The organism is Actinosynnema sp. NPDC020468, assembly GCF_040642015.1.
GTDB lineage: Bacteria > Actinomycetota > Actinomycetes > Mycobacteriales > Pseudonocardiaceae > Actinosynnema.
The window spans coordinates 78,268-91,145 of record NZ_JBFAEO010000035.1; the positions used below are offsets into that span (position 1 = coordinate 78,268).

12 protein-coding genes are annotated in these 12,878 nt (G+C 71.3%); 6 read left to right on the forward strand and 6 right to left on the reverse strand.

The window, feature by feature from the left end:
* The first annotated feature begins 2 nt into the window (after positions 1 to 2).
* Together AB0G50_RS24105 and AB0G50_RS24110 are read left to right on the forward strand one after the other, a co-directional pair.
* Positions 3 to 914, forward strand: coding sequence for an ATP-binding cassette domain-containing protein (locus AB0G50_RS24105; protein WP_360112398.1), 912 nt, complete (start codon positions 3 to 5; stop codon positions 912 to 914).
* Positions 911 to 2,098, forward strand: coding sequence for an ABC transporter permease (locus tag AB0G50_RS24110; protein WP_360112400.1), 1,188 nt, complete (start codon positions 911 to 913; stop codon positions 2,096 to 2,098). The genes AB0G50_RS24105 and AB0G50_RS24110 overlap by 4 nt, the downstream gene beginning before the upstream one ends.
* Here AB0G50_RS24110 and AB0G50_RS24115 read toward each other — a convergent pair.
* The 4 genes from AB0G50_RS24115 to AB0G50_RS24130 all read right to left on the reverse strand — a co-directional run bounded on the left by AB0G50_RS24115 (position 2,095) and on the right by AB0G50_RS24130 (position 6,588).
* Positions 2,095 to 3,366 (reverse strand): deoxyribodipyrimidine photo-lyase, encoded by a 1,272-nt coding sequence (locus tag AB0G50_RS24115; protein ID WP_360112402.1) that lies wholly within the window; start codon positions 3,364 to 3,366, stop codon positions 2,095 to 2,097. The genes AB0G50_RS24110 and AB0G50_RS24115 overlap by 4 nt on opposite strands.
* Before the next feature lie 100 nt (positions 3,367 to 3,466).
* Positions 3,467 to 4,780, reverse strand: coding sequence for a citrate synthase (locus tag AB0G50_RS24120; protein WP_360112404.1), 1,314 nt, complete (start codon positions 4,778 to 4,780; stop codon positions 3,467 to 3,469).
* Positions 4,781 to 5,062: 282 nt separating this feature from the next.
* Positions 5,063 to 5,995, reverse strand: a complete 933-nt coding sequence (locus tag AB0G50_RS24125) for a carbohydrate kinase (protein ID WP_360112406.1) — start codon at positions 5,993 to 5,995, stop codon at positions 5,063 to 5,065.
* A complete protein-coding gene (locus AB0G50_RS24130; protein WP_360112408.1) occupies positions 5,992 to 6,588 on the reverse strand; it encodes a TetR/AcrR family transcriptional regulator in 597 nt (198 codons plus the stop codon). Before AB0G50_RS24130 ends, AB0G50_RS24125 begins: the two co-directional genes overlap by 4 nt.
* Positions 6,589 to 6,679: 91 nt before the next feature.
* Here AB0G50_RS24130 and AB0G50_RS24135 point away from each other — a divergent pair, with 91 nt between their 5' ends.
* Together AB0G50_RS24135 and AB0G50_RS24140 are read left to right on the forward strand one after the other, a co-directional pair.
* On the forward strand, positions 6,680 to 7,822 hold the full coding sequence (locus AB0G50_RS24135; protein ID WP_360112410.1) for an acyl-CoA dehydrogenase family protein: 1,143 nt from the start codon (positions 6,680 to 6,682) through the stop codon (positions 7,820 to 7,822).
* Between the two features lie 90 nt (positions 7,823 to 7,912).
* Entirely contained in the window at positions 7,913 to 9,037 is a 1,125-nt protein-coding gene (locus AB0G50_RS24140) for a hypothetical protein (protein WP_360112411.1), read from the forward strand.
* On the opposite strand, the gene AB0G50_RS24145 is transcribed toward AB0G50_RS24140, so the two are convergent.
* Together AB0G50_RS24145 and AB0G50_RS24150 are read right to left on the reverse strand one after the other, a co-directional pair.
* The gene (locus AB0G50_RS24145) at positions 9,022 to 10,218 is read right to left on the reverse strand and encodes an amidohydrolase (protein WP_360112413.1); all 1,197 of its coding nucleotides are present in this window, start codon (positions 10,216 to 10,218) and stop codon (positions 9,022 to 9,024) included. The two genes, AB0G50_RS24140 and AB0G50_RS24145, sit on opposite strands and share 16 nt — an antisense overlap.
* A 19-nt stretch (positions 10,219 to 10,237) precedes the next feature.
* Complete coding sequence (locus AB0G50_RS24150; protein ID WP_360112415.1) at positions 10,238 to 11,110, reverse strand: aldose 1-epimerase family protein; 873 nt, start codon at positions 11,108 to 11,110, stop codon at positions 10,238 to 10,240.
* 66 nt (positions 11,111 to 11,176) lie between these two features.
* Between AB0G50_RS24150 and AB0G50_RS24155 the strand changes: the two genes are divergently transcribed.
* Both AB0G50_RS24155 and AB0G50_RS24160 read left to right on the forward strand, forming a co-directional pair.
* A complete protein-coding gene (locus AB0G50_RS24155; protein ID WP_360112417.1) occupies positions 11,177 to 11,731 on the forward strand; it encodes a TetR/AcrR family transcriptional regulator in 555 nt (184 codons plus the stop codon).
* 91 nt (positions 11,732 to 11,822) lie between these two features.
* Positions 11,823 to 12,653: an MBL fold metallo-hydrolase gene (locus tag AB0G50_RS24160; RefSeq protein WP_360112419.1), complete on the forward strand. Its 831-nt coding sequence runs from the start codon at positions 11,823 to 11,825 to the stop codon at positions 12,651 to 12,653.
* Positions 12,654 to 12,878 lie beyond the last annotated feature (225 nt).

A 12,878-nucleotide genomic window follows, 5' to 3' on the forward strand; every position in this document is an offset into this window, starting at 1 on the left:
GCGTGCCACAGGGGGTGCTGGAGGTCGACCGGGTCTCCAAGCGCTACGGGGAGGTCGTCGCGCTCGACGGGATGACCTTCGACGTGCGCGCGGGCGAGCTGTTCGGGTTCGTCGGCAGCAACGGCGCGGGCAAGACCACGACCATGCGCATCGCCCTGGGCGTGCTGGCCGCGGACGCGGGCGAGGTGCGCTGGAACGGCGCGCCGATCACGCTCGAGACGCGCCGGCGGATCGGGTACATGCCCGAGGAGCGCGGTCTCTACCCGAAGATGAAGGTGCTGGACCAGCTGGTCTACCTGGCCGAGCTGCACGGGCTGTCGGCCAACGACGCGCACCGGTCGGCCCAGGAGTGGATCGCGCGGCTCGGTCTGCGCGACCGGCGCGGCGACGAGGTGCAGAAGCTCAGCCTCGGCAACCAGCAGCGCGTGCAGCTGGCCGCGGCGCTGGTGCACGAGCCGGACGTGCTGGTGCTCGACGAGCCGTTCTCCGGGCTGGACCCGGTCGCGGTGGACGTGATGAGCCAGGTGCTGCGCGAGAAGGCCTCGACGGGCGTGCCGGTGGTGTTCTCCAGCCACCAGCTCGAACTCGTGGAACGGCTGTGCGACCGGGTCGGCATCGTGCGGGCGGGGTCGCTGGTCGCCTGCGGCTCGGTGGACGAGCTGCGGTCCGGCGGCGCGCCGAGACTCGTGGTCGAGGCGCCCGGCGCGGCGCACGGCTGGGCGTCGGCGCTGCCCGGCGTGCGGTCGGCGGCCTACGAGGGCGCGCGGGCGGTGCTGGAGCTGCTGCCGGACGCGGACGACCAGGTGGTGCTGCGCGCGGCGCTCGCGACCGGGCCGGTGCACGAGTTCTCCCGGCAGCGGCCGGGGTTGACGGAGCTGTTCCGCAGCGTGGTGACGGAGGGGAGCGCGGCATGAGCAGCCCGGGCCCGGGTCGGGCGGTGTTCCTGGTGGCGCGCCGCGAGTTCGTGACCAAGGTGCGCACGAGGTCGTTCCTCGTCGGCACGCTGGTGATCATCGCGGTGATGGGCGGCTACGTGCTGCTCCAGTCGTTCCTGTTCGACCGCGACGGCCGCGACACGGTGGCGTTGAGCGGGCAGGCGACCGTGCTGGCGCAACCGTTGAAGGACACCGCGAAGTCGTTCGGCCGGAACGTGGAGACGATCGACGTCACCGACGTGCCCGGCACCGAGGAGAAGGTGCGCGCGGGCGAGGTGGACGCGCTGATCACCGGCGCGCCGGACGCGCTGCGGGTGGTGGTGAAGGACTCGCTCGGCGACGAGCTGCGCAGCTCCATCGACCTGCTGGTCAAGCAGCAGGTGCTCAACGCCCAGCTCGCCGAGGCCGGGCTCGACCCGGCGAAGGTGTCGGCGAACGTGGCCAAGGCCGGCGTCGACGTGGTGCGGCTGGAACCCCAGGACGACCAGCGCGGGCAACGGCTCGCGATCGGGCTGGTGATCGCCGCGCTGCTGTACTACTCGCTGCTGGTCTACGGGACGATGGTCGCCCAGGGCGTGGTCGAGGAGAAGTCCAGCCGGGTGGTGGAGATCCTGCTGGCCACGCTGCGGCCGTGGCAGTTGTTGCTGGGCAAGGTGATCGGCCTCGGCGCGGTCGGCCTGCTCCAGCTGCTGGTGCTCGGCGGCGGCGGTCTGGCGCTGGTCACCACGACCGGGGTGATCGACATCGGCGGCGTCGCGGGCGGCGCGCTGGCCACCGGCGTGCTCTGGTACCTGCTCGGCTTCTTCCTCTACGCCACCGTGTTCGCGGCGGCCGCGTCGCTGGTGTCGCGGCAGGAGGAGCTCCAGTCGGTGCTGACGCCGATCAGCATGGCCATCGTGATCGCGTTCGTGGTCGGCATCAACCTGATGATCCAGGACGCGTCCGACACCACGGTGGCGGTGCTGTCGGTGCTGCCGCCGTTCGCGCCGATCCTGATGCCCGGCCGGATGGCGATGGGCGTCGCGCCGGGGTGGCAGGTCGCGCTGGCGATCGTGCTGGCGCTGATCGCGGCCGCCGCGATCACCTGGCTGGGCGGTCGGGTGTACGGCAACGCGGTGCTGCGCACCGGGGCGCGGGTGAGGCTGCGGGACGCCCTGCGCTAACCCTTGATCGCCTCGTACCGGGCCAGCGCCTCGCGGCGCTCCTCGGCGTGGTCGACGATCGGGTCGTGCGGCCGGTGGACCCGGCGACCCGGCACGTCGCGCAGCTCCGGCACGTAGCGGCGCACGTAGTCGCCGTCCGGGTCGAACTTCTCCCCCTGCGTCACGGGGTTGAACACCCGGAAGTACGGCGCGGCGTCCGTGCCGGTGCCCGCCGCCCATTGCCAGCCGTGCTGGTTGGACGCGAGGTCGCCGTCCACCAGGTGCCGCATGAAGTGCCGCGCGCCCCACCACCAGGGCAGGTGCAGGTCCTTGACCAGGAACGACGCCACGACCATGCGCACCCGGTTGTGCATCCAGCCCTCGGCGAGCAGCTGCCGCATGCCGGCGTCCACGAACGGGTAGCCCGTGCGGCCCTCGCACCACGCCGCGAACCGCTCCCCGTCCTCGTCCAGCGCCATCCGGTCGAACCGGCGGTCGAGGTTGTGCCGCGCGCTGTCCGGGTTGTGCCACAGCACGTCCGCGTAGAAGTCGCGCCAGCACAGCTCGGAGCGGAACGTCCGCGAGCCCTCGTCGCCGCCGAGGTCGGCGAGCAGCGTGCGCGGGTGCACGACACCCCACTTGAGGAACGCGGAGAACCGGCTGGTGCCGTCCAGGTCCGGCCGGTCGCGGTGCTCCGCGTAGTCCGGGAGCTTCTCGTCGCGGAACCGCCGCCACAGCCGCGTGACGTCGGGAAGTCCTTCCCCCGCCGGGAGTTCCTCGGACTTCGCGGGCTCGACCCAGTCCACTGTGGACCGGTTGGTGTGCGCGGGCGCACGCCACCCGTGGTCCTCCCAGGCCCGCTTGAACGGGGTGAACACGCGGTAGGGCGTGCCGTCGGACTTGGTGATCCGGCCGGGCGTGACCGCGTACGGCGACCCGGAGCGCACCAGCTCGACCTCCGCCGCCACCGCCTCGTCCCGCTCCCGCCCGTAGGGACCGGCGTCGGCCGACACGTGGACCTCCTGCGCCCCAACGGATCGCGCCACCCGCGGCACGACCTCCGCCGGGTCGCCGGTCGCGATCATCAGCCGACCGCCCAGTTTCCCGTCGAGGTCGCGCAGGCAGCGGTGCAGGAACTCGACGCGCGGTGTGCCCGACGCCCGCAGCAGCCTCGGGTCGAGCACGAACAGGCCGAGTGCCCGGTCCGCGCCCTCGGCGGCGGCGAGCAGGGCGGGGTGGTCGGCCACCCGGAGGTCGCGGCGGAACCAGACGACGGTAGTGGAACTCACCCGCCCGACCCTAGGAGCGCCGCCGGCGGCCTGCACGACGAGCACGCGGAAGGCCCGCACCACCGGGGTGGCACGGGCCTTCTCGGGTGTGACCGAAGGGTCAGCGCTGCTCGAGCGGCACGAAGTCGCGCTCGGTCGGGCCGACGTAGATCTGCCGCGGGCGGCCGATCTTGGTGGCCGGGTCGTTGATCATCTCGCGCCAGTGCGCGATCCAGCCGGGGAGCCGGCCGAGCGCGAACAGCACGGTGAAGAACTTCGTCGGGAAGCCCATGGCCCGGTAGATCAGGCCGGTGTAGAAGTCCACGTTCGGGTACAGCTTGCGGGACACGAAGTAGTCGTCCGCGAGGGCGACCTCCTCGAGCTTCTTCGCGATGTCGAGCAGCTGGTCGTCGCCGCCCAGCTTGCCGAGGATCTCGTCGGCGGTCTTCTTGATGATCGCGGCGCGCGGGTCGTAGTTCTTGTAGACCCGGTGGCCGAAGCCCATCAGGCGGACGCCGTCCTCCTTGTTCTTCACCTTGCGCACGAACGCCTCGACGTCGCCGCCGTCGTTGCGGATCTTCTCCAGCATCTCCAGCACCGCGCTGTTCGCGCCGCCGTGCAGCGGGCCGAAGAGCGCGTTGATGCCGGCCGAGATGGACGCGAACAGGTTCGCCTCGGACGAGCCGACCAGGCGGACCGTGGAGGTGGAGCAGTTCTGCTCGTGGTCGGCGTGCAGCACGAACAGCAGGTCCAGCGCGCGGACCAGGTCCGGGTCGACGTCGTAGGGCTCGGCCGGGAAGCCGAACGTCATGCGCAGGAAGTTCTCGACCAGTCCGAGGGAGTTGTCCGGGTACAGGAACGGCTGCCCGACGGACTTCTTGTACGCGTACGCCGCGATGGTGGGAACCTTGGCCAGCAGGCGGATCGTGGAGATCTCCACCTGGTTGGCGTCGAACGGGCTCAGGCTGTCCTGGTAGAACGTGGACAGTGCGGACACCGCCGAGGACAGCACCGGCATCGGGTGGGCGTCGCGCGGGAAGCCGTCGAAGAAGCGCTTCAGGTCCTCGTGGAGCAGGGTGTGCCTGCTGATCTTGGAGGAGAACTCCTCCAGCTGCGCGGCGGTGGGGAGCTCGCCGTAGATGAGCAGGTAGCTGACCTCGCTGAAGTTGGACTTCGCGGCGAGCTGCTCGATCGGGTAGCCGCGGTAGCGCAGAATGCCCGCGTCGCCGTCGATGTAGGTGATCTCGGAGGAACAGGACGCGGTGTTCACGAAGCCGCTGTCCAGGGTGACCAGGCCTGTTGTGGCCAGGAGTTTGCCGAGGTCGATACCGGGCGCACCCTCGGTGGCCGGTACTACCTTCATCTCGTGCTCTCCACCCTCATGGCGCAGCGCGACGGTACGGGTGTCGTTCGGCGCAATCGTCGCGTCGGACATGCAGAGTCCCTCTCACGCTAAGGCGGGGTGGCTCACATGCGGGCTCCGCAAGCGCGGCGAAACCGGGCGACCCTGTGGTCGTTCGGCACCGCAGCAACCACCCCGTTGGGGTCCTGTCAGTTCTCCCACGCTAGTCGGCGGGCGACCCGCTCCACAGCCGCGGAGTGAACCGATTCTGCGGGATGGGACCGGCATCACACAGGGATGCACGGTGCCTAGCGTGCATCCCCCACCGTAGCCCTTTCGCCCTGTTTCTCCACCTCGGAGGCGGTGAGAGCTAGGTCATCCCAACTCGCGTTTGAACGGCGGTTCCGCTCCCGCGCGGGAGCACGTGACGGCCGCCGCCGCGCCCGCGAAACCCAGCGCCCGCCGCCACTGCGAGGCGCCCAGACCGCGGACGGCCTCGGCGGACAGCGCGTCGTGGTCGTGCAGCCACGCGAGGAGCGCGCCCTGCACCGTGTCGCCGGCGCCGATCGTGTCGACCACGTCCACCGGCACCGGTGGGACGCGGATCACCTCGTCCGCGCCGGTCACCACGGCGAGCCCCTCGGCGCCCCTGGTGAGCACGACGGCGGCGGGGCCTGCCGCGCGCCACTCGCGCGCCACCTCCAGCACGTCGGCCTCGGGCGCGTCGTCGTCCAGGTCGGCGAGCCAGCGGGCGTCCTCGATGGACACCTTGAGCAGACCCACGTGCGGCAGCCACGCGTCGTAGCGGTCGCGGTAGGCGAGCGGGTCCTCGATGAGCGCCGCGCGGATGTTGGGGTCCAGCACGGTGAGCGCGCCGCGTTCGGCTTCCCGCCACAGCACGCGCTCGTAGGTGCTCGCGCCGGGTTCGAGGACGAGCGAGAGCGTGCCGAAGCTGACCGCCCTCGTGTCCGGCGGCAGCGGGCCGGGATCGGTCACCTCGCGGTCGGCGGTGCCCTCGACGTAGAACGAGTAGCGGGCCGAGCCGTCCTCGGCGAGCCCGACGACGGCGAGCGTCGTGGGTTCGGCACCCCGCTGCACGAGTTCGGTGTGGACGCCGCTGTCCCGCAGCCGGCGCACCAGCCGGTCGCCGAACAGGTCGGTGGAGATCCGCGACAGGAACGACACCGGCGCGTCGAGCCTGCCCGCGGCCACCGCGACGTTGTACGGGCCGCCGCCCAGCCGCGGCGCGAGATCGCCCGGCGGCGTGGGCACGAGGTCGACGAGCGCTTCGCCTGCGACGACGATCACGCCTGGCTCCGTTCTCTGCGCAGTCCGTCCAGCAGCAGTTCGCCCAGGGCGGTGAACGCCTCGGCGTCGGACACCCGCGCCCGCCTGGTCAGCACGCCGGTCTGGATGCCCTCGATCAGCAGGCCGGCCATCTCCGCGATGAGGCTCGCGTGCACGTCCCGGAACACGCCCTCCTTCACACCGTCCTGGATGAACTCCCGGATCCGCTCGGCGGCGGCGCGGGCGTTGCGCTCGTAGGTGGTGCGGGTCGGCGCGAACGCGGACACGTCGGTGATGAACTGGGCCGACGCCCGCCGCAACTCCTCGGCCGCGCCCGCCAGGTAGGTGCCGATCCGGGTGCGGACGTCCTCGATGCCGCCGATCCGGGTTTCGATCCGCTCCGCCGCGCCCTTGAAGTACCGGCCGACGACGCGGACCGAGAGCTGTTCCTTGCTGGCGGCGAGCGTGTAGAGGGTCGACTTCGAGCAGTGCAGCCGGGCGGCCAGGTCGTCCAGCGTGAGGTGGGCGAACCCCTCGGAAAGCACCAGCGCCTCCAACCGCCCGAGCAGTTCCACCTGCCGGGGCGTCAAGGGTCTGCGCACGATCGAGGTCATGGCGGAACTGTGTCACACTCCCTCGTGACAGTACTGGAGTACGTCCTAGAGTACTGCCGTTGGTACTCGCCCTGCCTGCCGGAGGTCATCGATGCCCGCCGAACGCCTGCTGCCCACCACCGAGGCCGAGGACCTGCTGGCCCTGGTCCGCGACATCGCCCGGGACGAACTGGCCCCGCACGCCGCCGCCCACGAGGAGTCGGGCACGTTCCCCCGGGACAAGTTCGCGCTGCTGGGCAAGAGCGGCCTGCTGGGCCTGCCGTACCCGGAGCGCTTCGGCGGCGGCGAGCAGCCCTACGAGGTGTACCTCCAGGCGCTGGAGGAGATCTCGTCCGCGTGGATGTCGGTCGGCGTCGGGTTGTCGGTGCACGTGATGTCGAGCTACGCGCTCGCCACGTTCGGCTCCGAGGAGCAGCGCGAGCGCTGGATGCCGGACCTGCTGGAGGGCGCGTGGCTGGGCGCCTACGCCCTGTCCGAGTCGCACGCGGGCTCGGACGCGGCGGCCCTCACCACCCGTGCCACTCGTTCGGGTGACACCTACGTGGTCAACGGCACGAAGGCGTGGATCACCCACGCGGGCGTGGCCGACTTCTACACCCTGATGGCCCGCACCGCGGACACCGGCGGCAAGGGCGTCAGCTGCTTCTTCGTCCCCGGCTCGCTGCCCGGGATCGGCGCGGCGCACCCCGAGCGCAAGATGGGCCTGACGGGCTCGATCACCGCCCAGCTCCAGTTCACCGACGTGGCGGTGCCGGCGGAGAACCTGATCGGCGCGGAGGGCGACGGCCTCAAGATCGCCCTGTCCGCCCTGGACTCGGGCCGCCTGGGCATCTCCGCCACCGCCGTGGGCCTCGCGCAGGCCGCCCTGGACGAGGCCGTGGCGTACGCGAAGCAACGCACCCAGTTCGGCCGCGCGATCATCGACTTCCAGGGCCTGGAGTTCCTGCTCGCGGACATGGCCGCCGCCGTCGAGTCCGCCCGCGCCACCTACCTGGCCGCCGCCCGCCGCCGCGACCGCGGCCTCCCGTTCACCCGCCAGGCGGCAATCGCGAAACTGGTCTGCACCGACGCCGCGATGAAGGTCACCACCGACGCGGTCCAGGTCCTCGGCGGTGCCGGCTATACCCGCGACTTCCCGGTGGAGCGCTACATGAGGGAGGCGAAGGTGCTCCAGATCTTCGAGGGCACCAACCAGATCCAGCGCGTCGTGATCGGCCGCGAACTCCGCCGCTGACCGTTTCGCCCGGAGAACCCGAATGGAGCATCGACACCCTGCGGCCCGCGAGTGACCATTGTGGACACCGCCGGCCGCGGAGGTGTCGAGGTGAAGTTCAGGCAGAACTCCCGGGCACTGCGGCGCAAGGCGTTGTCGGCGTTGACATGCGCCTTCGAGGCGTTCGACTCCCCGCACGACGAGGGCAGGCACACCAGGGTCCTGCTCCACCTCCAGCACGCCTTCGAAATGCTGCTCAAAGCCGTGTTGGTCCAGGCAGGCACCGAGGTGTTCGACAAGGTGACCGGTCGTTCGATCGGCTTCAGGAAATGCCTCGCACTCGTCCGCTCGTCGTCGACCATTTCACTCGGCGACGACGACGCGGGGACGTTGCTGACCATCAACGCGATGCGCGACGAAGAACAGCACTGGTTCGCCATCGTGCCGGAGCAGATCCTGTACCTGTACGCACGAGCCGCCGTCACGCTGTTCGAAGAATTGTCGACCAAGGCTTTCGGCGACCGCTTGGCCGATCACCTGCCGGCGCGGGTACTGCCGCTGTCCGTCGAGCCGCCCCGCGATCTCGCGCTCCTCCTCGATGACGAGTACTCGCAGATAGCCGTGCTTCTCCAGCCGGGCCGTCGGGCCCGGCACGAGGTCGGTGCGCGGATCAGGACCCTGCTCGCGATGGGGGCGCACACCGAACCGGACGTTTCCGTGTCGGTCAAGGACGTGGCCCGGGTGGAGAACGCCATCCGGCGAGGCGGGCAGCGCGCGGAGGTCCTCCCCAAGCTCGAAGGTCTCACCACGTCCGTCGACGGCGAAGGCCTCGTCGTGACCGTCCACGTCACCAAGTCCCGCGGTGCGCCGATGAGGTACGTCGCCGACGAGGCCGAGCCCGCGGCCGCGATCCGACAGGTGGACCTCTCCGTGAAGTACCACCGCTCCGCGTCGGCCCTCGCGCGCGACACCGGCTTGACCGGACCACGCAGCCTGGCGTTGCGCCGCCACCTCGGCATCGACGTCGAGGGACCGTTCAGCCACCTGTTCCAGATCAACGCGACGAGAACCCGGATGTTCTCCGACCACGCGTTCACCACGATGCGGGACGCGGTCGCGTCGCTGGACCTCGACGCCGTCTGGGCGGCGCACAAGCCGCCGAGGAAGGGAACCCCGAGGATCGAGTGCGCGGAGAGCGGGTGCCGGGCGACGGGTTCCGGTCAGGGCTCCACGTAGTACGGGTTCGCCACGACCGGTTCGCCGTTCTCGTGGCGGTAGACCTCGCGGCCCTCGATGTAGACGCGTTCGGCTCGGCTCAGGACGTCCAGGGGGTCGCCCGACCAGATGACCACGTCGCCGTCCAGGCCCGGGGTGAGGCTGCCTACCCGGTCGGCGAGGCCCATCATGCGGGCCGGGTTGGTGGTGATCGACTCCAGGGCCGTGGTGCGGTCCAGGCCCTCCTTCATCGCGAGGGTGGCCTGGTGGACCAGGAAGTGGATCGGGACGACCGGGTGGTCGGTGGTGATCGCGATCTCCACGCCCGCCCTCGCCAGCACGCCCGGGGTGCGCAGGGTGCGGTGGCGCAGCTCCACCTTGGACCGGGTGGTGAACAGCGGGCCCACCACGACCGGGATGTTCTTGTCCGCCAACAGGTCCGCGATCAGGTGACCCTCGGTGCCGTGGTTCACGATCAGCCGGTAGCCGAACTCGTCGGCCAGCCGCAGCGCGGTGGCGATGTCGTCGGCGCGGTGGCAGTGCTGGCACCACGGGAGTTCGCCGGACAGCACCCGCGCCAACGTCTCCAGGGTGTTGTCGCGCTCGAACGGACCGCCCTCGGCGGCGTCCCGGCGCGCCACGTAGTCCTGCGCCTTGGTGAACGCGTCCCGGATCACCGCGGCCACACCCTGGCGGGTGCTCGGCAGCTTCTTCTGGTCGCCGTAGACCCGCTTCGGGTTCTCGCCGAGCGCGCTCTTCACGCTCACCGGCTCGCGCACCACCATCTCGTCCACCGTGCGGCCCCAGCACTTCACCGCGACGGTCCTACCGCCGATCACGTTGCCCGAACCCGGTTTGATCACCACCGACGTGACGCCGCCCGACAGCGCGTCGGCGAAACCGGGGTCCGCCGGGTTGACGGCGTCCAACGCCCTCAACCGCGCGCCGTTCGGGTCGGTCATCTCGTTGGTGTCCTGCCCGGCCCACCCCTCGCCCTCCTCGTGCACACCGAGGTGGCCGTGAGCTTCCACGAAGCCGGGCAGGACCCACTTGCCCGTCGCGTCCACGACCGGCACGCCGTCCGGCACGGGCACCGCAGCACCGACCGCGACGATCCGCCCGTCCTGGACCAGCACCGTCCCGCCCTCGATCGGTGTGCCCGCGACCGGGACGACGTGTCCACCCGTGATGGCGACGTTCATAGTTAGCGACGCTAACGACCTAATCCAGCGGGCGCAAGCCCCAGCGACCGGCCCACGAATCGCCCGGGCCGAGCCAGAGGAGGTCGACGCCCGAGTTCAACGCGTCCGGCGGGCACGTCATCGGCTCGATCGCGACCGCCCGGCCGCGCCCCGGGTAGCCGTCCGGCGTGTAGACCTGCACCCAGCGGAAATCGGGGTCCGCCCACACCTCCACCCCGCCGCCAGGACCCTTCAGCACGTGCCTGACCAGGCCGTCCACCGGCAGGCACCCGCCGAACGCGGTGTCCAGCCGCACGCCCGCGAGCAGCCGGGCGGCGGTGAAGTCGAGATCACCCGACACGGGGACGGCCGGCCCGCTCGGGATCATCCGTTCGGGGTCCAGCGGCAGCACGGTGGTCGCGGCCAGCGTGAGGGTCGTCTCGTCCGTCGCGGAGGCGCCGGCCCTCGGGTAGGGGTGGGCGCCGACGCCGAACGGCGTGCGGGCCGCGCCGACGTTCTGCACGCCGTGCGACACCGTCAGGCCGTGCTCGTCCAGCGCGTAGGTGATCGTGGTCCGCAGCTCGACCGGCCAGCCGAACCCCGCGACCTGGACGTCCAGCGACACCAGCGACCCGGTGTGCTCGACCACGTTCCACAGCGCCCGGCGCACCAGCCCGTGGATCGCGTTGCCCCGCGCGGGCTCGGTCACCGCCAGCCGCTGCTCCTCGCCGTCGAGCACCCACCTCGCACCGGCGGTCCGGTTGGGCCACGGCACCAGCACCGCGCCACTGCCCATGGGGGGATCGCCGTCGTAGGTCTCCAGGTAGGGGACCCCGCCGACCTCGAAGGACACCAGCGCCGCGCCGTCGGGCGCGATGACGGCGCGAGCGGCGCCGTGCGCGATCTCAAGCATCGAGCAAGGGTACCGAGCGGGCCCACCGCCGCCCGTCGGTAATAGACCGGTCTGTATAGTAAAACCATGCCACGCCGAACGGACACCCGCGACCGCATGCTCCGCACCGCCGCGGACCTCTTCCGGAACCAGGGCTACCACGCGACCGGGCTCAACCAGGTGCTCGCCGAAGGCGGTGCGCCCAAGGGCTCGCTGTACTTCCACTTCCCCGGCGGCAAGGAGCAGCTCGCCGTCGAGGCGGTCGCGCTGGCGGGCGAGAACCTGCGGGTGGCGTTGCAGGCGGTGCTGGAGAGCGACCCGGACCCGGTGGCGGCGTTGGACCAGGCGTTGGAACTGCTCGGCGCGAACCTGGAGCGGACCGACTACCGCGGCGGCTGCCCCATCGCCACCGTCGCCCTCGACGCGGCCGCCGAGAGCGAACCCATCCGCGCCGCCTGCGACGCCGCCTACAGCTCGTGGCAACGGCTGATCGCGGCCCACGTGGGCGACGACGGCACGGCCATGGTCGTGCTCGCCGCGATCGAGGGCGCCCTGCTGCTGGCCCGCACCCGCCGCGACCTGACCCCGCTCACCGACGTGCGCAACCACCTGGGCGCGCTCCTCGGCCGGACGCCGCGATGACGGACTCGGCGGTGCCGGACAGCGCGGTGCCGGCCAGCGCGATGACGGACGGCGCGATGACCACCCCGATTTCCCGGACAGGAGAACGACGATGAAGGTCCACCACCTCAACTGCGGCACCATGCGCCCCCTCGGCGGACGGTTGGTCAGCGGCAGGGGCAGCGTCCTGCGCACGGCGGAGGTCGTGTGTCACGTACTGCTGCTCGAAACCGACGACGGCCTCGTGCTCGTGGACAGCGGCATGGGTCTGGAGGACGTCCGCAACCCCGGCCCGACCCTGCCCCGGCACTGGCGCCTGCTCAGCCGCCCGGTGCTGGACGAGCGCGAAACAGCGGTGCGCCAGGTGGAAGCCCTGGGCTTCCGGGCCTCCGACGTGCGACACGTCGTGCTCACCCACCTCGACCTGGACCACGGCGGCGGCCTGCGCGACTTCCCGCACGCCGAGGTGCACGTCCTGGCGGAGGAGTTGGCCGCCGCGACCAGACCGGGGAAGAAGGGCAACGACAAGACCCGCTACCCCGACCACCAGTGGTCCCACGGCCCCCGCTGGACGCCCTACGAGGCGACCGGCGAGTCGTGGTTCGGCTTCGAGTCGGTCCGGGAGGTCCGCCCCGACATCCTCCTCGTCCCCCTCGCCGGCCACACCAGGGGCCACACCGGGGTCGCGGTCCGGACCGGGGACCGCTGGCTGCTGCACGCGGGCGACTCGTACTTCTTCCACGGCGAGATGGCCGCACAACCGCACTGCCCGCCCGGGTTGGTGTTCATGCAGAAGCTCATGGACACCCTCCCCGAAGACCGACTGTCCAATCAGGACAGACTGCGCGCCCTCGTCCGCGCGCACGGCGACGAGATCTCGGTCTTCAGCGCCCACGACCCGGTCGAACTCCGCCGGCACCAGCAGGCGGCACCCATCGCCTGACCCGGGCAGGGTCGCGGAGCAGGCGGTGGGGGTGGGGCGGACGGTGGGGGCGGCGATGTCCGGGGGTTTCGGACGCCCAGGACGCGGATCATCACCTCCTCGGGAAGGTCGGACGGGTCGAACGCGGTCGGCGCGCGCCGAGCCGGACGACCCGCGCCCGGGCCACGACGGAAGAGAACACCTCTTAACACCAGTCACACGAGCATCGAAGTCGGTTTCCGGAGT

Coding starts and splice junctions, on each gene's coding strand:
- AB0G50_RS24110 (WP_360112400.1), top strand. CDS start 911: ATGAGCAGCCCGGGCCCGGGTCGGGCGGTGTTCCTGGTGGCGCGCCGC.
- AB0G50_RS24120 (WP_360112404.1), bottom strand. CDS start 4,780: ATGTCCGACGCGACGATTGCGCCGAACGACACCCGTACCGTCGCGCTG.
- AB0G50_RS24130 (WP_360112408.1), bottom strand. CDS start 6,588: ATGACCTCGATCGTGCGCAGACCCTTGACGCCCCGGCAGGTGGAACTG.
- AB0G50_RS24135 (WP_360112410.1), top strand. CDS start 6,680: ATGCCCGCCGAACGCCTGCTGCCCACCACCGAGGCCGAGGACCTGCTG.
- AB0G50_RS24145 (WP_360112413.1), bottom strand. CDS start 10,218: ATGAACGTCGCCATCACGGGTGGACACGTCGTCCCGGTCGCGGGCACA.
- AB0G50_RS24150 (WP_360112415.1), bottom strand. CDS start 11,110: ATGCTTGAGATCGCGCACGGCGCCGCTCGCGCCGTCATCGCGCCCGAC.
- AB0G50_RS24155 (WP_360112417.1), top strand. CDS start 11,177: ATGCCACGCCGAACGGACACCCGCGACCGCATGCTCCGCACCGCCGCG.
- AB0G50_RS24160 (WP_360112419.1), top strand. CDS start 11,823: ATGAAGGTCCACCACCTCAACTGCGGCACCATGCGCCCCCTCGGCGGA.